14 protein-coding genes and 1 pseudogene are annotated in these 19,120 nt (G+C 66.9%); 7 read left to right on the top strand and 8 right to left on the bottom strand.

Annotated elements, in window-relative coordinates; genetic code table 11:
• The first annotated feature begins 3 nt into the window (after nucleotides 1–3).
• The gene (locus tag ABJF88_15490; GenBank protein ID MEP0548339.1) at nucleotides 4–1,032 is read left to right on the top strand and encodes a Gfo/Idh/MocA family oxidoreductase; all 1,029 of its coding nucleotides are present in this window, start codon (nucleotides 4–6) and stop codon (nucleotides 1,030–1,032) included.
• On the opposite strand, the gene rfbD is transcribed toward ABJF88_15490, so the two are convergent.
• From rfbD to ABJF88_15465, 5 genes are all read right to left on the bottom strand, one after another.
• Nucleotides 1,029–1,910, bottom strand: coding sequence for a dTDP-4-dehydrorhamnose reductase (gene rfbD, locus ABJF88_15485; protein MEP0548338.1), 882 nt, complete (start codon nucleotides 1,908–1,910; stop codon nucleotides 1,029–1,031). The two genes, ABJF88_15490 and rfbD, sit on opposite strands and share 4 nt — an antisense overlap.
• A complete protein-coding gene (gene rfbC / locus ABJF88_15480) occupies nucleotides 1,907–2,473 on the bottom strand; it encodes a dTDP-4-dehydrorhamnose 3,5-epimerase (GenBank protein ID MEP0548337.1) in 567 nt (188 codons plus the stop codon). Before rfbC ends, rfbD begins: the two co-directional genes overlap by 4 nt.
• Before the next feature lie 77 nt (nucleotides 2,474–2,550).
• Nucleotides 2,551–3,411, bottom strand: coding sequence for a glucose-1-phosphate thymidylyltransferase RfbA (gene rfbA / locus ABJF88_15475; GenBank protein MEP0548336.1), 861 nt, complete (start codon nucleotides 3,409–3,411; stop codon nucleotides 2,551–2,553).
• Between the two features lie 97 nt (nucleotides 3,412–3,508).
• Nucleotides 3,509–4,471, bottom strand: coding sequence for a UDP-glucuronic acid decarboxylase family protein (locus ABJF88_15470; protein MEP0548335.1), 963 nt, complete (start codon nucleotides 4,469–4,471; stop codon nucleotides 3,509–3,511).
• A 99-nt stretch (nucleotides 4,472–4,570) separates the two neighbouring features.
• Complete coding sequence (locus tag ABJF88_15465) at nucleotides 4,571–5,974, bottom strand: UDP-glucose/GDP-mannose dehydrogenase family protein (protein ID MEP0548334.1); 1,404 nt, start codon at nucleotides 5,972–5,974, stop codon at nucleotides 4,571–4,573.
• A gap of 325 nt (nucleotides 5,975–6,299) precedes the next feature.
• Here ABJF88_15465 and ABJF88_15460 point away from each other — a divergent pair, with 325 nt between their 5' ends.
• The 6 genes from ABJF88_15460 (at nucleotide 6,300) to ABJF88_15435 (ending at nucleotide 16,451) form a co-directional block, all read left to right on the top strand.
• Entirely contained in the window at nucleotides 6,300–7,394 is a 1,095-nt protein-coding gene (locus tag ABJF88_15460; GenBank protein MEP0548333.1) for a mannose-1-phosphate guanylyltransferase, read from the top strand.
• Between the two features lie 270 nt (nucleotides 7,395–7,664).
• Complete coding sequence (locus tag ABJF88_15455) at nucleotides 7,665–8,336, top strand: TetR/AcrR family transcriptional regulator (GenBank protein MEP0548332.1); 672 nt, start codon at nucleotides 7,665–7,667, stop codon at nucleotides 8,334–8,336.
• 53 nt (nucleotides 8,337–8,389) lie between these two features.
• Nucleotides 8,390–10,039, top strand: coding sequence for a TolC family protein (locus tag ABJF88_15450; GenBank protein MEP0548331.1), 1,650 nt, complete (start codon nucleotides 8,390–8,392; stop codon nucleotides 10,037–10,039).
• Nucleotides 10,040–10,100: 61 nt separating this feature from the next.
• Nucleotides 10,101–11,279, top strand: coding sequence for an efflux RND transporter periplasmic adaptor subunit (locus ABJF88_15445; protein MEP0548330.1), 1,179 nt, complete (start codon nucleotides 10,101–10,103; stop codon nucleotides 11,277–11,279).
• 33 nt (nucleotides 11,280–11,312) lie between these two features.
• Entirely contained in the window at nucleotides 11,313–15,227 is a 3,915-nt protein-coding gene (locus ABJF88_15440) for an efflux RND transporter permease subunit (protein MEP0548329.1), read from the top strand.
• A gap of 30 nt (nucleotides 15,228–15,257) precedes the next feature.
• The gene (locus tag ABJF88_15435) at nucleotides 15,258–16,451 is read left to right on the top strand and encodes an MBL fold metallo-hydrolase (protein MEP0548328.1); all 1,194 of its coding nucleotides are present in this window, start codon (nucleotides 15,258–15,260) and stop codon (nucleotides 16,449–16,451) included.
• A gap of 717 nt (nucleotides 16,452–17,168) precedes the next feature.
• On the opposite strand, the gene ABJF88_15430 is transcribed toward ABJF88_15435, so the two are convergent.
• The 3 genes and pseudogenes from ABJF88_15430 to ABJF88_15420 all read right to left on the bottom strand — a co-directional run.
• Nucleotides 17,169–18,371, bottom strand: a complete 1,203-nt coding sequence (locus tag ABJF88_15430) for a hypothetical protein (GenBank protein MEP0548327.1) — start codon at nucleotides 18,369–18,371, stop codon at nucleotides 17,169–17,171.
• A 95-nt stretch (nucleotides 18,372–18,466) separates the two neighbouring features.
• Nucleotides 18,467–18,982 (bottom strand): annotated as a pseudogene (locus ABJF88_15425) (protein kinase).
• 19 nt (nucleotides 18,983–19,001) lie between these two features.
• Nucleotides 19,002–19,120 (bottom strand): IS5/IS1182 family transposase (locus ABJF88_15420; protein ID MEP0548326.1); only part of this gene is annotated, 119 nt, incomplete at its 5' end.

Below are 19,120 nucleotides of genomic sequence, written 5' to 3'. Positions count from 1 at the left end.
CCCATGAGCACCACCGCATCGCGTCCCATCCGCATCGCGCAGGTCGGCGTCGGGTACTGGGGGCAGAACCTGCTCCGCAACTTCGCCGCCCTCCCGGACGCCGAGGTCGTGCTCGCGTGCGACCACAGCGCCGACGTGCTCGCCCGCGCCGAGGCCGCCCACCCCGGCCTAAAGACGACGACGCGGTTCGAGGACCTTGTGGAGTCGAACGAGGTCGAGGCCATCGTCGTGGCGACGGAGACGCCGCGGCACTTCTTGATGGCAGAGGCGGCGCTGCGGGCGGGCAAACACGTCTTCGTCGAGAAGCCGATGGCGCAGACGGTGCAGCAGGCCGAGCGGCTCGTCACGCTCGCTGAGGACAACGATCTCCGGCTGATGGTCGGGCACCTGCTCCTCTACCATCCCGCCTTCCGCTACGTCGAGTCGCTCATCCACAGCGGCGCGCTCGGCGACGTGCAGTACCTCTACTCGACGCGTGTCAACCTCGGCATCGTGCGGCAGCGGGAGAACGCGTTCGAGAGCCTCGCCCCGCACGACCTCGCCCTCGCCCTCGCCTTCATCGACGGTGCGCCCGTGGCCGTCGCGGCGCAGGGGCAGGCGATCCTCCAGCCCGGCGTCGAAGACGTCGTGTTCGCGACGGTCTACTTCGAGAACAACCGGATCGCGCACCTCCACACGAGTTGGCTCGACCCCCACAAGGTCCGCAAAGTGACCGTCGTCGGGAGCAAGAAGATGGCGGTCGTGGATGACGTGGAGGCGGCCGAGAAGGTGCGCATCTACGACAAAGGGGCCGACGCGGTCGAGCCCGGCTATACCGGCTACGCCGAGGCGATCACCGTTCGCTCGGGCGACATCACGATCCCGAAGATCCCGTCGGTGGAACCGCTCCGCGCCGAGTGCACTCACTTCATCGACTGCGTGCGGACGGGCGAGCGGCCCCGCACGGACGGTTGGAATGGGCTCGCTGTCGTCCGCCTACTCGAAGCCGCGAAGCGCTCGCTCGCCGACGGCGGCGCCCGCGTCGAGCTCTAAGCCCCGAGCACCTCGGCCACCACGCGGGCGAGCGCGGGCTGCCACGGCGGCGGCTCGATGCCCCACACGCGGGCGAGCCGCGAGCCGTCGAGCCGCGCATCGACCGGGCGACGGGCCGGCGTCGGATAGTCGCTCGTCGGGATCGGCTCGATGCGCTGGGCACGGACCTCGCCGTGCCGCCGGGCTTCAGCAACGCCGGCTTCGGTGAGGCCGTGCCACGTCGTCGCGGGCGTCCCCGCGAAGTGGAACGTGCCCCACGCAGCAGTTTCTCCAGCAACGGCCCGCTGCGCGATGCGGAGCGCGGTCCGGGCGATGTCCGTCGCTGCCGTCGGGTTGCCGCGCTGATCGGCGACGACGCGGAGTTCGTCGCGTTCACGGCTCAGCCGGAGCATCGTTTTGACGAAGTTGTGCCCGTGCGCGCTGAACACCCAACTCGTGCGGAGGATGACGTGGCGGTCGATCCGCTCGCGCACGGCCTCCTCCCCCGCCCACTTGCTCTGCCCGTAGACCCCGAGTGGGTTCGGCGCATCGGCCTCGGTGTACGACGCGCCCTTCGTCCCGTCGAAGACGTAGTCCGTCGAGAAATGGACGAGCGGAATCCCAGCGTCGGCACAAGCCTCGGCGAGGTGCGCCGCGCCGTCGCGGTTGACGGCGAAGGCGAGGTCGGGCTCCGTCTCGGCCCGATCCACGGCTGTGTACGCCGCCGCGTTGACGACGATGTCCGGTGCGCGTCTCTTGACGGCTCCCTGCACGGCTTCGCGGTCCGCCACGTCGAGGTCGGCCCGCGTCAGCCCGATCACTTCGACACCGAAGTCGGGCGCGGCGCGCAGCAATTCGCGGCCGACCTGCCCGTTCGCCCCAGTGACGAGCACCCTCACAGCGCCACGCTCTCCGCAGCGGGCAGCATCTCGGGTGTAAGCGCGGCGAGCGGGGGGTGCATCCGATCGCGCTCGGAGAGGATCGGCTCCGCGACGGGCCAGTCGATGCCGAGCGCCGGGTCGTTCCAGAGGAGCCCGCCCTCGTCGTCGGGGTGGTACACGTCCGTGCATTTGTAGAGCACGTCGGCCCGGTCGGACAGCGCGGCGAAGCCGTGGGCGAAGCCGGGTGGGACCCAGAGCTGACGCCCGTTCGCGTCCGAGAGTTCGACACCGACGTGCTCGCCGAAGGTCTCGGAGCCCGGTCGGAGGTCCACGGCCACGTCGTAGATCGCGCCGCGCACGACGGAGATCAGCTTGCCCTGCGGGTGGCGGCGCTGGAAGTGGAGCCCGCGCACGACGCCGCGCCGCGATCGCGAGAGGTTGTCCTGCACGAAGTCCCTATCGAGCCCATGCTCGCGGTAACGCGCGGCGTGGTAGGCCTCCAGAAACGCGCCGCGCTCGTCCTCGAACACGCGCGGCTCGAACAGCCGGAGGCCGGGGATATTCAGGTCAGTTACAGTCATCAGATGGGAGGTAGAGACGCAGCATGCTGCGTCCGTACGGATGGCGCGAGCGATAGGGCACAGGCACTCGGCCCGGCTCAGAGCAGGTCCAGAAGGTACTGCCCGTACGCGTTGCCCGCGAGCGGCCGGGCGAGCGCTTCCAGCGCGGCAGCGTCGATGTAGCCCATCCGGTACGCGATCTCCTCCGGGCAGGCGATCTTCAGCCCCTGCCGGCTCTCGACGACCTCGATGAAGTGGGCCGCTTCGAGGAGCGCCGCATGCGTGCCTGTATCGAGCCACGCCGTCCCCCGCCCGAGCTGCTCGACGCGCAACGTACCGCGCTCCAGATAGGCCCGGTTCACGTCCGTGATCTCCAACTCGCCCCGCGCCGACGGCGTCAGACGCTGGGCGATCTCGACCACATCGTTGTCGTAGAAGTAGAGCCCCGTCACCGCGTAGTTCGAGGTCGGGCGCTCGGGCTTCTCGACGATGTCCACGGCCCGCCCCTCGGCGTTGAACGTGACGACGCCGTAGCGCTCGGGGTCGCGGACGTAGTAACCGAAGACCGTCGCCCCCTCCTCCAGCCGGGCGCAGTGCTGGAGCCGCTCCGAGAGACCCTGCCCGTAGAAAATGTTGTCGCCGAGCACGAGCGCCACGCTGTCATCACCGATGAAGTCGGCGCCGAGGAGGAACGCTTCGGCGATCCCGTTGGGCTCCGGCTGCGCGACGTACTCGAACGAAAGACCCCACTGTTCGCCGTCGCCGAGGAGCCGCTCGAAGAGCGGAAGGTCGCGTGGCGTCGAGATGACGAGGATCTCGCGGATGCCGGCGAGCATCAGCGTCGAGAGCGGGTAGTAGACGAGCGGCTTGTCGTAGACCGGCATGAGCTGCTTGCTCACGGCCAGCGTCAGCGGGTAGAGCCGGGTGCCGGTGCCGCCGGCGAGGATGATGCCTTTCATAAGAGCCGAAGAGAGGATGAGGCGATGAGACGAAGAAACGGATTTCCTCGACTCATCGCCTCCTCCGCTCATCGATTCGTCTGCTCCTCCGCTCGACTCACGCCGTCTTCGCAGCCTCTGCTTGCTCGGGGAGAGCCTGCTGAAAATACTCCAAGGTCCGCTTCAGGCCTTCGGCGCGGTCCACGCGCGGCGCCCACCCGAGGATCTCACGCGCCTTCGTGATGTCGGGCTGGCGGATCTTCGGGTCGTCGGCCGGGAGCGGCTCGTACGTGACCGTGGACGCCGAGCCCGTGAGTGCGAGGATCTCGTCGGCGAACTCGCGGATCGTCGTCTCGTCGGGGTTCCCGATGTTGACCGGGTAGACCTCGTCCGAGAGCAGCAGGCGGTAGATGCCCTCGACGAGGTCGTCGACGTACTGGAACGAGCGCGTCTGCGAGCCGTCGCCGTAGACCGTGATGGCCTCGCCGCGAATCGCCTGGTTGATGAAGTTGCTCACCACACGGCCGTCCTCGGCGCGCATGCGCGGGCCGTAGGTGTTGAAGATGCGGACGATCCGCGTCTCGACGCCGTGGTAGCGGTGGTACGCCATCGTGATCGCCTCGGCGAAGCGCTTGGCCTCGTCGTAGACGCCGCGCGAGCCGACGGGGTTGACGTTGCCCCAGTACTCCTCCTGCTGCGGGTGGATGAGGGGGTCGCCGTAGACCTCGCTCGTCGAGGCCAAGAGCAGCCGCGCGCTCTTCGTTTTTGCGAGGCCGAGGAGGTTGTGCGTCCCGAGCGCGCCCACCTTCAGCGTCTGGATCGGGAGCTGGAGGTAATCGATCGGGCTCGCCGGGCTCGCGAAGTGGAGGATGTAGTCGAGGTCGCCCGCGACGTAGACGTAGTTCGACACATCGTGCCGGACGAGTTGGAACCGCTCGTGGCCGACGAGGTGCGCCACGTTGTCCGGGTTGCCCGTGATGAAGTTGTCCATGCAGACGACCTCGTGGCCTTCCGCGATGAACCGGTCGCAGAGGTGCGAGCCGAGGAAGCCGGCGCCGCCGGTGATGAGGGTACGAGGCATGATTCGGTGGACGGTGGACAGAAAAAAGTGGACAGTGGGCGGGAAACGAGGAGCGGTGGATACAGAACGCAGGGCCGCCTTCTGTCCACCGTCTACCGTCTACTGAGCGTGGCCGTTGGCAGCGACGGCGGAGTCGGTCGCGCTGCCCGCCGGGGCCACGTACGGACGCCCGATGGAGTGGTACTCGAACCCGGCCTCCGCCATGCGCGCGGGGTCGTAGAGGTTGCGGCCGTCGAAGACGAGCGGCGCGCTGAGCAGGCGCTGCATCCGCTCGAAGTCGGGGCGGCGAAACTCCGGCCACTCCGTGCAGATCACGAGGGCGTCGGCGCGGACGAGCGCGCTGTACGAGTCGGCGGCGTAGGCGAGGCTGCCCGTCCCGAGTTCGCCCTCGCCGAGCACGTCGCGCGTGGTCTCGATGGCTTCGGGATCGAAGGCGAGGATCTCGGCGCCGCGCTCGGTGAGCGCTTGGATGACGGTGTGGCTCGGAGCTTCGCGCACGTCGTCGGTGTTCGGCTTGAAGGCGAGGCCCCAGACGGCGATCCGCTTGCCCTCGAGCGAGCCGCCGAAGTGCTCGATGATGCGGTCGGCGAGGACGCGGCGTTGCCGCTCGTTGACCCGGAGGACGGACTCCAGGATCTCGAACTCGTACGCGTTCTCCTGTGAGGTGCGGACGAGCGCCTGCACGTCTTTGGGGAAGCACGAGCCGCCGAAGCCGATGCCGGCGTAGAGGAACTTCGTCCCGATCCGGCTGTCGGTCCCGATCCCGTGGCGGACCTTGTCCACATCCGCGCCGACGCGCTCGCAGACGTTCGCGATCTCGTTCATGAACGTGATCTTCGTGGCGAGCAGCGAGTTCGCGGCGTACTTCGTCATCTCCGCGCTGCGCTCGTCCATCACGATGATGGGGTTGCCGCTGCGGACGAACGGCTCGTAGAGCAGCGTCATCAGATCGGCCGCCCGCTCGCTGTCGGTCCCGATCACGACGCGCTCCGGCTTCATGAAGTCGTCGACGGCGACGCCTTCGCGGAGGAATTCGGGGTTCGAGACCACGTCGAAATCTTTGCCGGCTTCGAGCCCGCGCTCTTCGATAATCGCCGTGACGCGGGCGGCGGTCCCGACCGGGACCGTGCTCTTGTCGACGATCACGCGATAGCCCCACGAGGGGTTAGCAGCCAGCAGGTCGGCGATGTCGCCGGCGACGCCGAGCACGTACGAGAGGTCGGCCGAGCCGTCTTCGCCGGGCGGCGTCGGGAGGGCGAGGAAGAGGATCTCGGCGGCCTCGACGGCCTCGGCGAGGTCGGTCGTGAAGCTCAACCGATCCTCGCGGAGGTTCCGCTCCAGGAAGCGCTCGATGCCGGGCTCGAAGAGAGTCAACTCTCCCCGGCTCAGCTTCTCGACTTTGCGCGCGTCGATGTCTACGCAGACGACGTCGTTGCCCATTTCGGCAAAGCAGGTGCCTGAGACGAGGCCGACATAGCCGGTACCGATAACTCCGATTTTCATAGCAGAAGTAGGATGTCACACGCAGGGCCAAGCGGCGGCACCGCGCACTAGCTCAAGAAAGACTGGATAAGGTCGCTGAAAGTAGGCACCTCTCGTCGGCAGCACAAAGGAAGAACGAGCGGAGAGCCGGACTCAGCGCAGGCGCAGCGTGCTGCTACGCCCGAACGCGAGAGCCGATGCAAGCGCCGTTCCTCCCTCGTTCACCCGGCCGATTCGACGCCCGACGGCCCCGGCCGATCCGACCGTACCCCCGGCGTCCGCGTGTCCTATCTTCCCGCGCGGCCTCGTCCCCTCTTCGCTCCCCTCTGTTCTGACGGCAACCCACATGTCCCTCTACGCAGTAATCATGGCCGGCGGCGTCGGCAGCAGATTCTGGCCCCGCAGCCGGCAAGAGTCCCCGAAGCAGTTCCTCGACGTGTTCGAGCAGGCCTCGCTCATCCAGAACACGTTCGCGCGGCTCCAGCCCCTCGTCCCGGCCGAGCGGTGCTTCGTGGTGACGAACGAGCGCTACGTCACGCAGACGCAGGAGCACCTCCCGGCCGTGCCCGAGGCGAATATCCTCGCCGAGCCGGCCAGCCGCAACACGGCCCCGGCGATCGCCTTCGCCGCCGCCCACCTCCACACCCTCGACCCGGAGGCGGTGATGGTGGTGCTGCCGGCGGACCACGTGATCCGCAACGTCGCCGCCTTCCACGACGTGCTCCGCGCCGCCGTCGACAAAGCGGCCGAGCCCGGCGCCCTCGTCACCATCGGCATCGAGCCGTCGCACCCCGAGACCGGCTACGGATACATCCAGTTCGCCTCGGCGGCGACGGAAGATGGGACCGCCCTGTCTGCTTTTCCCGTCCGCACCTTCGCCGAGAAGCCCGACCTCGCTACGGCCGAGCGCTTCCTCGACTCCGGCGACTTCCTCTGGAACAGCGGCATGTTCATCTGGCGCGCCGACTCCATTCTCGACCAACTCCAGCGCCACCTCCCCGACGTGTGGGCCGCGTTCGCGCCCATTGAGGCCGCGATGAGCAACGGTGAAGCGGCGCTCGGCGAGGCTGTCAACGACGCCTTTCGCCGCACGCCGAAGATCTCCATCGACTACGGCGTGATGGAGCCCGCCGCTGCCGACGGCCACGTGTGGGTCGTCCCCGGGTCGTTCGGGTGGAGCGATGTCGGCGACTGGCGCGCCGTCTTCGACATCCTCGACAAAGACAAAGCCGGCAACGCCGTCGAGGGCAACGTCATCGTTCACAACGCGAGCCGCTGCTACGTCCGCAGCCAGGACCGGCTCATCGTGCTCGTGGGCATCCACGACGCCGCCGTCGTCGATACGGGCGACGCCGTGCTCGTCTGCCACATGGAGTCCACGCAGCAGGTCAAGAACATCGTGGACTACCTCGGCTCGCATGGGCTCGAGGAGTACATCTGATTCCGCATCGCAGGAGCCGAAAGGACAGGCAGGAGCCGAAAGGACAGGGGAGCCTGAACCGGGAGCGACCGGGGTGGGCTCCCCTTTTTCACGCGCACCCTTTACGACACCTTCACCTCGGCCGCGCATCTTCCCGCTCTCTCGTTGCGATACAAGCGCCTACGCGACGAGCATGCGTGCCGCTCTTCATCATTTCGTAATGCAACCCCGGATAGAAGGTGACGTAGGAGTCGGCATGTGACCAGCGAGTCACATCCTGACTAACGGTTCATGCTCCTCGACATGGAAGTCCCCACCCTCTCCCGCCGTGACCGCGAACGCCTCGCTCGGCGCCGCGCGATGCTCGATGCGGCGCTCGTCGTCTTCGCCGACAAAGGCTACGACGGCGCTACGCTCGACGAGATCGCGGAGCGGGCTGAGTTCGGGAAAGGGACCCTCTACAACTACTTCCCCGACGGCAAGGAGTCGATCCTCTTCGCACTGCTCGACGAGATGTTCGACGGGATGGCGGCGCTCGTCCGCACCCACTTCGAGCAGGTAGCGGGGGACGGCCGCTCCACGCGCGAGCACTTCCGCGACTTCATCGCCCGCCTGCTCCACCACTTCACGGACAACCGCGAGACGTTCTTCCTCCTCATCAAAGAGGCGCAACGGCTGATGCTCACCGAGCACGCCCACGTGCCCTCGCTGCACCGCCGGCGCGACCGGGCGATGGACGAACTCGTCAAGCCGATCGAGCGCGCGATCACGGCAAGCGAACTGCGGCCGCTCCCGCCCATCCTCGTCGCCCACATGCTGATGGGGAATATCAAGGGGTACCTCATGTACGCCTCGCCCCTGTCTGAGTGCGACGTCGAACCCGGCGACGAGTTCGCCTCGCTCGACGAGGCCGCCGACTTCATCACCACGATTCTTTTCGACGGCCTGCTTCCCCGCGACTAAACGCTGTCACCACAGGCACCTACTCTGACGGCACGCCCTCCACGACTCGCCCCATGAACCGCTCCCTCCCCATCCTGCTCGCCCTGCTGGCCCTGACGCTCCACCCGGCCGTCGCTCAGACGCCGGACTCCACACTCGCCGGCCCTGTGCTCGCGCAACCCGCCACGGCGACCGGGGGCTCCGTGCTCCCGCTCTCGCTGGAAGAGGCGATCGAGATCGCGCTGGAACGGAACTACAGTGTCCGTACCGCCGCGCTCGACGTCGCCAACGCGAACGCGCAGGTCCGCGAGGCGTGGGGGCAGGTGCTCCCCAGCGCCGACGTCTCCTCGTCGTACACCCGGAACATCGTCGAGGCCAACCCCTTCGCGGGCTCCGACGCGGGCGGCCTCTTCGGCGCACTCGGCTCGATCGACTGGCTCGCCTTCAACGAGGACGCCCGCACCGACGACGACCCGGCGACGGAGCCGATCTCGCTCGCGGAGTTCCGTCGACTCCAGCAGCAAGGGTTCGAGGATGCCGGCATCGTGCTCGACAGTGGCGACAACCCGTTCGGCGTGGCGAACCAGTTCCAGAACTCGCTCTCCATCACGCAGACGCTCTACAACGGGAGCGCGTTCGCAGCCATCAAAGGCGCGAAGAGCCTGAAGGACATCAACCAGGCCGCGCTCACGCAGCAGCAGCAGGCCGCCATCGACCAGACGCGCCAGCTCTACTACGGTGCCCTCCTCGCCCGGCAGCAGGCCGAGGTCGTGCGGGCGAGCGTGGCGCGGACCGAGACGACGCTCAACGAGACGTCGCGGCGCGTGGCGCAGGGCGTCCTCCCGAAGTTCGAGCGGCTCACGGCCGAGGTCGAGGTGGCGAACCAGCAGACCCAGCTCATCGAGGCGCAGAACGCGGCGGCCGTCGCCGAGAACAACCTGCTCTTCGCGCTCGGCCTGCCGGTGAACCAGCGCGTCGCGCTCGTCGGCGAGCTCGACCTGCCGGGCGACGTGTTCCTCGAAACGGTCTCGTTCGACGACGCCGTCGCGACGGCGTTCGAGCGGCGGCCCGACCTCGAGCAGGCCCGCCTCGCGATCGACCTCCAGCAGGTGCAGCGCGACATCACGCGGGCGCAGTACTACCCCAACCTCAGCGCGTTCGCGAATCTCAACTACGTCGGCAGCGTGCCCGACGACCGGACTTCCGCGATCCAGGGCGCCAACCCCGACGACCCCTTCGCCGTGACCTCGGACTCGCGCGGGTTCTTCGACACCGCGTACTGGAATCCGAGCGTGGCCGTCGGCGTGCGGATGAGCTGGAACCTCTTCAACGGGTTCCAGACGAGCTACCGCGTGCAGCAGAACACGATCGAGATCCAGAAGGCCGAGGTCCAGCTCGAACGGGCCGTGCAGGGCGCGGTCCTCGAAGTGGAGCAGGCGCTGCGAAACCTCGCCTCGGCACGGCAGCGGATCGCGGCGCAGGAACAGACCGTGCAGACGGCGCAGGTGGCCTACGACTTCGCCGCCGAACGCCTCCGCACCGGCGTCGCGACACAGATCGACGTCCGCCTCGCCTCGGCCCAGTTCGACCAGGCTCAGCTCGGCTACCTCCGCGCCGTCTACGACTACCTCGTGGCCCGGAGCTCGCTCCAGCGCGCCATCGGCCTCGTCCTCCCCGAGCCCATCGGCGCCGAGGACGGCACCACCCTGACCTCCGCCCAATAACGTCGGCCCCGACGCCTTCCCCCGTGCAGACGCAGCCCCCGCGTCGCCACCCCTTGACGCCATGAACTTCTCCCTCTCCGCCCGCATCGCGCACCTCACCCGGGGCTACCGCCTCGCCACGCTCGCGCTCGTGCTGCCGATGGTCCTACTCCTCGCCGCGTGCGGGGGCGACGCCGAGGTGCCCGTCGACTCCGAAGCCACGGCGTTCGACCGCACCCTCCCCGTCGAGGTCATCGTCGCCGAGGCGAGCACGTTCGAGGACGTGATCGAGATGACGGGCACGATCGAGGCGCCCGACGACGCGACGCTCTCGGCCGAGGCGTCGGGCACGCTCACCGCCCTCGCCCCGCTCGGCACGACGATCCGCCGTGGCGGGACCGTGGCGCAGATCAACGCGACGATGGGGCAGGCGGGCGTGGCGCAGGCGCAGGCCTCGCTCGAAGCGGCGCAGGCGCAGGCCGCCCTCGCCGAGGACCGCTACCGCCGCGAGGAGCCGCTGCTCCAGGACTCCATCATCTCGGCGATGGAGTTCGAGAGCGTCCGCACGCAGCGGGCGGCAGCGCGGGCGCAGGTGGCCCAGGCGCGGGCCGCCCTCGCCCAGGCCCAGCAGCAGCTCGCTTACACCCGCGTCACGGCCCCGTTCACCGGCACCGTCGAAGAGCGCTTCGCCGAGCGCGGCGAGCAGGTCGCGCCGGGGGTGCCCGTCGTCCGCCTCGTCTCGACCGAGCAGGTGAAGGTGCAGGCCGGCGTGCCCGAGCGCTACGCGGGCGACATCGAGGTCGGCACGCCCGTCCGCATCGTCCCGCAGGCGTACAACGTGCCCCCGATGCGCGGGACCGTCACGTTCGTCGGCCGCGCCATCAACCCGCAGAACCGGACGTTCCCCATCGAGGTCGGGCTCCCGAACGAGGCCGGCCAGCTCAAGCCCGAGATGATCGTCCGCCTCGAAGTCCAGCGCCAGCAGTTCGAAAACGTCATCACCCTGCCCCTCGCCGCGATCGTGCGGGACGAGCGCGGGACGAGCGTGCTCGTCGTCCGTGAGGAGGGCGATGGCCTCGTCGCCCAGCGGCAGCCGACCGAGCTCGGCGCGCAGTCCGGCGGCTACGTCGTCGTCACCTCCGGCGTCGAGCCGGGGGACCGCGTCATCGCCTCGGGCCAGTCGACCGTCTCCGAAGGCGACCGCGTCCGCATCTCCGACGAGCTCCCCTCCGGCTTCGCCCCCGTCAGCCTCGCCGACTGACCCTCCCTCTTCCCGCCCCAGCCCTCGGGCCTTATGAAGATCACGAACCTCGCCATCCAGAACCGCATCGCCGTCATCGTGCTGACGGTGCTGCTCTCGATCATCGGCCTCGCGGCGTACGTCGCGATCCCCAAGGAGTCGGCCCCGCAGATCGAGTTCGCCACGATCATCGTCACGACGGTGTACCCCGGCGCGAGCCCCGACGACATCGAGTCGATCATCACGCAGGAGATCGAGAACGAGATCGCCTCGATCGACGGCATCGACGAGCTCCGCAGCACCTCGACCGAGGGCGTCTCGACCGTCGTGATCACGTTCCTCCCGGACGTGGAGGTGGACGACGCCAAGATCGATGTGCGCGACGGCGTGGACCGCGCGAAGGCCGAGTTCCCCTCTGACGTCGAGGAGCCCATCGTGTCCGAGCTCGACACGTCGGAGTTCCCCATCATCAACATCAACCTCGCCGCCGACTACTCCCTCGCGCAGCTCCGCGACGTGGCCGAGGACTTGCAGGACGAGCTCGAAGGCATCGCGGGCGTGCTCGAGGTCAACCTCATCGGCGGGCTCGAGCGCGAGGTGCAGGTCAACGTAGACCTCAACGCGCTGCAGGGCTACAACCTCACCTTCAACGATGTCATCGACATCATCCGGCAGGAGAACTCGAACATCCCCGGCGGCTCCGTCGACATCGACCGGCTGAACTACCTCGTCCGCATCGACGGCGAGTTCGAGGACCCGAGCGAGATCGAAGCGCTCGTCGTCAAGGCGGAGAACGGCGCGCCGATTTACGTCCGCGACGTGGCCGAGATCGAGTTCGGCTTCAAAGACCGCACCTCGTATTCCCGCCTCGAAGTCTTCCAGATCGAGCAGGAGGACGGCGAGTTCGTCCCGGTCGAGGAGGTGCAGGATCTCCAGGTGATCACGCTCGTCGTAAAGAAGAAGCCGGGCGAGAACATCATCGAGACCGTCGACGCCGTGCAGGAGGCCGTCGACACGTATCCGCTCCCGACGGGGACCGAGGTGACGTTCACGGGGAACGAGGCCGACAACGTCAAGACGCTCGTCGAGGACCTCGAGAACAACATCATCGCGGGGATCATCTTCGTGATCGCGGTGCTGCTGTTCTTCCTCGGCGTGCGCAACGCCACGCTCGTCGGCATCGCGATCCCGCTCTCGATGTTCCTCAGCTTCATCATCTTCTCGGCGATGGGGCAGACGCTGAACTTCATCATCCTGTTCAGCCTCATCATCGCGCTCGGCATGCTCGTCGACAACGCCGTCGTGATCGTCGAGAACATCTACCGCTACCGCGAGGAGGGCTACGACCGCTGGGAGGCGGCGAAGCTCGGGACGGGCGAGGTCGGCGCTGCCGTCGCGGCGTCCACGGCGACGACGGTCGCGGCGTTCGCGCCGATGTTGCTGTGGCCGGGCATCATCGGGAAGTTCATGAGCTACCTCCCGCTGACGCTGATCGTGACGCTCTCGGCGAGCCTCTTCGTCGCGCTCATCATCAACCCCGTCATCACGGGCTACCTCGTCCGGCTCGACGGCGAGGAGCAGCCGAAGAAGAGCAAGGCGTTCAAGCGCGTCATCTACGGCCTCGTCGCGTTCACGGCCCTGCTCGTGCTGCTCACGAACTGGAAGACGTTCGTCTTCGTCGCGGTCGCGGTCCCGGTCCTCTACCTCCTCCACACGCGCTTCCTCGACCCGGTAGCGCGGCGGTTCCAGCACGAGACGCTCCCCCGCATCACGGAGCGCTACCGCGCCTTCCTCGGCTGGATGCTGGAGCGCGACTACACAGTCAAGCACGCGATGCTCCGCAACACGCTCGCGCTCGGCTCCTTCACTGTCGGCGCGCTGCTCCTGATCGTCGGCGCGGCGGTGGGGGCGGTGTCGGAACTCGGGAGCCTCGTCGTGATGGTGCCGGCCGGCGTGCTGCTCGCCGTCGGCGTGATCGGCATCCTCGTCCACGCCTTCGAGTCGGCGTTCATCGGGCGGAAGACGTCGATCAAGGCCGGGCTCATCGTGGCCGCCATCATCGGCGCCCTGCTCTTCCTGCTCTTCCTCGGCGGACGGATCGACGACCCGATCGTGGTCGTCGAGCTGCTGATCCTCCCGGCGTTCATCGTCGTGGCCGGCGTGCTCGGGCTGTTCTTCGCAGGCGATCGGAAGACGCTCATCCTGACGGACAACCGCGCGCGGCTGCTCACGAGCACCCTCTCGCTCCTCGTCGCGATCCCGCTCCTGTTCGTCCTCGCGCCGACCGGCGTCGAGTTCTTCCCGAACACGGACCCGAACATGGTCCAGGTCAACCTCGAAGCCCCGCTCGGGACGAACATCGAGGCGAGCAACCGCGTCGCCCAGACCGCCTTCGAGCGGATCCAGGGCCTCGTCGAGGAGAACCCCGCCGCCGAGGCGAATACGCGCGACATCCTGACGAACGTCGGCGTCGGCGGCGACGCGATGTTCGGCGGCGGCTCGGCCAGCCCCGAGCAGAGCCGGATCACACTCAACATGGTCGACTACGCGCAGCGCGCCGAGCCCTCGTCGGTCACGCTCCGCCGCCTCCGCAACGAGCTCCAGGGCATCCCCGGCGTCGAGACCTCGATCACGAAGGACGAGAACGGCCCGCCGACCGGCGCCCCCGTCAACATCGAGGTTTCGGGCGAGGAGTTCGAGACGATCGTCCGCATCGCCAAAGAGGTGAAGGCGCGGCTCGAGCGCGGCGCGACGGAGCCCGGCTCCGACGGCGTGCCGCCGCTCGCCGGCCTCGTGGACCTCTCCGACAACCTCAACACCGGCCGACCGGAACTCCAGGTCAACATCGACCGCGAGCGCGCCGCCCGCTTCGGCCTCTCGACGAGCCAGGTCGCGCAGACCGTCCGCGCCGCCATCAACGGCATCGAGGCCAGCACGTACCGCACGGGCGAGGACGAGTACGACATCACCGTCCGCCTCCGCGAAGCCGACCGCGCCGACCTCGCCTCGCTCCAGAGCCTCACGATCCTCGACGAAGGGACGCAGATCCCGCTCGTCGCCCTCGCCGACATCTCCGTCGGCGGCGGGCTCGGGAGCATCACGCGGCTGGAGCAGCAGCGCGTCGTGACCGTCTCCGGCGAGGCCGCCGAGGGCGTCAACGGCAACGAGCTCCTCGGCCGGGTCCAGACTTACCTCAGCGACTACACCGCCGAGCTGCCGCCGGGCTACACCGTGAAGTACACCGGCGAGAGCGAGGACCAGCAGGAGAGCTTCGGCTTCCTCACGACGGCGCTCCTCGTCGGCGTCTCGCTCATCACGCTCATCCTCCTCCTCCAGTTCAACTCGATCACGAACCCGCTCATCATCATGATCGCGACGGGCCTCAGCCTCATCGGCGTGATGCTCGGGCTGATCCTGACGCGGACGCCGTTCGGGCTGATGACGTTCATCGGCGTGATCTCGCTCGCGGGCATCGTCGTCAACAACGCCATCGTGCTCATCGACTACATCGAGCAGCTCCGCGCGCGCGGCGAGGGCAAGAAGGAGGCCGTGATCGACGGCGGCGCGACGAGGCTCCGGCCCGTCCTCCTGACGGCCTTCACGACGATCATCGGCCTCGTCCCGCTCACATTCGGGATCAACATCGACTTCGTCGGGCTGATCACGAACCTCGACCCGAACTTCCAGATCGGCTCGGAGAACACGCAGTTCTGGGGGCCGATGGGCACGGCGATCATCTCGGGCCTCACGTTCTCGACGTTCCTCACGCTGGTGATCGTGCCGGTGATGTACTCGACGTTCGACTCGATCGCGCTGCGGTTGGGGAGCGCGATGGGCTCCGCCCGCGACGCCGTCGCCGACGGCGGGCAGCCCGATGCGCTCGTCCCTGCGCCGGCCGGTGCTCTTCCCGGCGGCAACGGCTTCGGCGACGGCGGCCCCCTCGTCGAGCGCCCCGCGCCGCGCAGCTAGGTGGCCGACTCCGCCCCCACCTCGTCCCCCGTGCGCCGCCGCTCGGGGACGCGTCCCTGGCCCCGTGTCGTCGGCGGCGCGCTCGTGCTCATCGCCGCTGCAAGTACGTTCCTCATGGTCGACATCTGGTCCGCCCTCGGCGCCAAGCCCTCGGGCGAACGCCTCGCCCGCATCGCGCAGTCGCCGCAGTACCGCGACGGCCGCTTCGCGAATGCACTCCCGACGGTTTCGAGCGGGATGAGCCTCTCAGCTACGCGCGAGTTCTTCTTCGGCGGCAGCGACTACCGCGAGCCGGCGCAGCCGCTCCCCGTCGTCACGCGGACGGCCGCTGACTTCGCCGACGCCGCCTCTGACCTTCGCGTGACGTGGCTCGGCCACTCGACGCTCCTCGTCGAGCTCGACGGCGCGCGCATCCTCGTCGATCCGGTGTGGGGCGAGCGCGCCTCGCCGATGTCGTTCGCCGGACCGAAGCGGTTTTACGCCCCACCCCTCGCCCTCGCCGACCTCCCGCCGCTCGACGCCGTCGTGATCTCGCACGACCACTACGACCACCTCGACGAGCCCACGATCCGCGCCCTCGCGGGGCGTGTGCCGCGCTTCCTCGTCCCGCTCGGCATCGGCGCGCACCTCGAATACTGGGGCGTAGCGCCCGACCGGATCACCGAAATCGACTGGTGGGAGCGTGTCGAGGTCGGCGGGATCACGCTCGTCAGCACGCCGGCGCGGCACTTCTCGGGCCGCTTCCTCACCGACCGCGACGCGACGCTGTGGTCGGGGTGGGCGTTCCTCGGCGATGAGCGGCGGGTGTTCTACAGCGGCGACACGGCACTCACACCGGGGTTCGAAGAGATCGGTGAGCGGCTCGGGCCGTTCGACGTGAGCTTCATCGAAGCGGGGGCGTACAACGCGGCGTGGGCCGACGTGCACCTCGGACCGGAGCAGGCCGTCGCCGTGCATCAGATGGTGCGGGGCGGCCTCCTCGTGCCCGTCCACTGGGGGCTGTTCGACCTCTCGCTGCACGGCTGGACAGAGCCCGCCGAGCGCATCCGCGTGGCGGCCGAGCGCGCCGGCGTGCCCGTCGCCTTCCCGAAGCCCGGCGAAAGCGTCACCCTCGGCGATGCCCCCGCCGCGCCTTGGTGGCCGGAGCTCCCGTGGCAGACCGCCGCCGAAGCCCCGATCGTCTCGTCCGGCCTCCCCGCCGACCTCCCCGTCCCGGTCCCGTGACGTTACGAAGTCCTGATAGATGGATTAACTTCTGGGAATTCCCAATCGACGTGATAGCCCATCAGCAGCTTTGAGCACTTATCGCTACGAAACTGAACTCCAAGAGGAGATTGAGGGCCTGCTTATGACGATTTGGCCCTCGGAGGGTCGAAGGGTCTACAGGCGCGAGGTACCCATGGGCGACCGGGTACCTGATTTCGTCTGTATAAGCTTCAAGAACCTGTCAGGCAAAGACGTGCTGCCTAAGAACTGCACGTATCGTCACGCAGCAGTCTTGGCTACGCTCCGTCAGCGCCGTCGCACTCGCCCTGCTGCACTAGCGAAGCGTCTCTACACCGATGTTGAGCGCTTGCAGCCTCTGCTCAAGGATCTGATTGCAAGCGGCGCTGTCGTAGAGAACCCTACCGGGTCTTTGTCACTATCTACTCTCTGGGGTGAGATGAGAGCAGAAGTGATTGCTGTAGAGGCAAAGCTGACTCGTTGGAGAGACGCGCTGATTCAGGCCATGTCTCACAAGCGATACGCTGATACCGCCGTCGTCGCTATGGATGCTGCGACGACGCCTCGGAAGGCGAGTTCGCTTCAGGCGTTCGCGGATCAGGGGGTTGGTCTGTGTGCAATCTCCCCCGACTCTGCTGAGTGGGTAGTCGAACCAGAACGTCGCGAAGGCAGAGGACACGAACGGGAGTATCTACTGACCTCCGCTCTGACTTCTTCTCATACGTTATGGTCCCGCCTGTAAGCGGAGAAGGCTGCTTCCCATGCGCTTATGTGACTCAGTTTTGTGCTGCCTAGCTGAGGGCCAACGCTAGAGGAAAGCGCGTTGGCTTGCTTAAGCCACTCGTGAATCGTGTTGATTCTATCTTGGACGGTGAGCGGTTGCAGACGCTGATCGAAGCGGGCCATCGCGTGAATGAAGTGTTCTTGGGCCGCTGAGATGTTCGACTGCCGCCATGTCCAATCCGGCACGCTCGCTACTGCCCGGCCGCTACTGAGAGCCTTGATCAGACCCGCAGAGGGAGGAGTCAGAGTGGCTACAGAAGTGAAGGCGCTGCCACTCGCGAGCGTATCGAGATCGCTTTGCAGATGGATGTCCGTAGCCATCCCGTCAGACCAATAGGTCGGGAACGCCCGCCCGCCCGCCTGCTTGTCAGACAGCTTCATTCGGTACAAACTTTTGTACCATCCCGAAGCCCATGACTCCGCACCTGCCGCTACGCACGCGAGGCCAAATGCTCCGAGGAAGTTGATAAAGACTCGGATACCAGCATCGTTTGACAGAATGTGTGTGAGGTGCAGTGCCGACTGAAGAACCCGGAAGTTGCCGCACTGTCGAGTGTCGGCAGCTTCTGACCCTTGCTCTATGACGAGGTAGACGCCATCGACGCCCCTCGCCGACACAGAGTCAGCAATAATTTCTAGCAGTGGGTTGCTGTCAGGTTCAGCAGCTAGCAGGCATAGGTCTTGAATTGCTATGGTCGCCAAAACAGGCAGTTCGTCACCGTATGCCTTAGCCTGCCGCAGTCCACTCTCTAGCCACTGAATCTCAAAGCTGTAATCAGAGCCGGGGTCGCGTGTTAGAGGTGAGGGGAGGATGATTGCTTCGCAGCCAAGTCGAACTTGGAACTCGACGGTCTCCTGCGCGGCGACTTCTATCTCATTTGGATCGCTAGGGGGAGCGGCGGGCCAGTGTTTGACGATCTCTTTCTCAGCGTCCTTTTTCCACCTGCTCTGTTTATGGAGAGCACTGTCGAAATCATCTAGCCCTTGTGCTCCGAACCAAGGGTAAGAGGCCAGGTTGGTGCAGGCACCTCCCGAGGCAGAGGCGCTTAAGCCTGCGAGATAGAGTTGTGGATCAAACAGTCGACGATCTAGGTGGGGGTATCGATCATTGATGTCTCGCCTCTCGAGCACGTGCATAGGCATCGCCGAAGCAATGACAACGCTCCGGTCAACCCCGCTGACCGGAGGCCTTTTGAACGAGTATCCGACATTTAGATAAAAGGCCATTGGATTTAGGGGGCGTAACTAGCGAGGGCGCTGATGATGTTCTGCGGCGAAGGTCGACCGACGGGGCTAGGCGAAAGCATCTTTTGAATCAATGGGGCGAAGGAGAATGAATTTGCTAAGCCAGGCAACCGATGATTCATTCCGCTCGAGAACACACGCCCCTGATCCCTGCGGGTAGGATGGCGACCCAGGGCCGCCTCGACTGCAATGATGCCGAGGGCGAAGACATCCGACTTGGAGGTCAGCGCTTTGCGCGCCTTCGCCTGCTCTGGTGAGAAGTAGCCCACGGTTCCCCACGTCGATCCGGTTGCTGTTAGGGTCGGTTCATCAATGTGCCGCGCCACACCTAAATCGATCACACAGTACCGACCGTTGGACCGAACCATAATGTTGTCTGGCTTCAGATCTCGATGTACAATCCGCTTGCCGCCTTCCCATAGCGCCTCAATAGCTCCCGCCACGTCGTACACAAGTGCTCCTACCGCCGCTTCTGAGAGCGCGGCACTATCTATCACATCTCTTAGAGACTGTTTGGGGAAGCTAGGCGATGCGTCGAACCATCAACCGAATCGCACTGAGTTGGACCAACGCTTCGCTGACGGCGGGTAGCCGCTCGTAGTCCTTCGAGAGCCGGCGGTACCCGCCGAACCACGCGAACG

The sequence above is a fragment of the Rhodothermales bacterium genome, assembly GCA_039944855.1.
Taxonomy (GTDB): Bacteria; Bacteroidota; Rhodothermia; order Rhodothermales; family JANQRZ01; genus JBBSMX01.
The sequence above is the reverse complement of the archived record's forward strand: the minus strand, read 5'-3'. Positions and strand labels throughout refer to the sequence as shown.

Bases quoted from the DNA above. Each gene is read 5' to 3' on its own strand.
- ABJF88_15455 (MEP0548332.1), top strand. From the start codon at position 7,665: ATGCTCCTCGACATGGAAGTCCCCACCCTCTCCCGCCGTGACCGCGAA.
- rfbC (MEP0548337.1), bottom strand. From the start codon at position 2,473: ATGACTGTAACTGACCTGAATATCCCCGGCCTCCGGCTGTTCGAGCCG.
- rfbA (MEP0548336.1), bottom strand. From the start codon at position 3,411: ATGAAAGGCATCATCCTCGCCGGCGGCACCGGCACCCGGCTCTACCCG.
- ABJF88_15430 (MEP0548327.1), bottom strand. From the start codon at position 18,371: ATGCACGTGCTCGAGAGGCGAGACATCAATGATCGATACCCCCACCTA.
- ABJF88_15440 (MEP0548329.1), top strand. From the start codon at position 11,313: ATGAAGATCACGAACCTCGCCATCCAGAACCGCATCGCCGTCATCGTG.
- ABJF88_15470 (MEP0548335.1), bottom strand. From the start codon at position 4,471: ATGCCTCGTACCCTCATCACCGGCGGCGCCGGCTTCCTCGGCTCGCAC.
- ABJF88_15490 (MEP0548339.1), top strand. From the start codon at position 4: ATGAGCACCACCGCATCGCGTCCCATCCGCATCGCGCAGGTCGGCGTC.
- ABJF88_15450 (MEP0548331.1), top strand. From the start codon at position 8,390: ATGAACCGCTCCCTCCCCATCCTGCTCGCCCTGCTGGCCCTGACGCTC.
- ABJF88_15465 (MEP0548334.1), bottom strand. From the start codon at position 5,974: ATGAAAATCGGAGTTATCGGTACCGGCTATGTCGGCCTCGTCTCAGGC.
- ABJF88_15460 (MEP0548333.1), top strand. From the start codon at position 6,300: ATGTCCCTCTACGCAGTAATCATGGCCGGCGGCGTCGGCAGCAGATTC.
- ABJF88_15445 (MEP0548330.1), top strand. From the start codon at position 10,101: ATGAACTTCTCCCTCTCCGCCCGCATCGCGCACCTCACCCGGGGCTAC.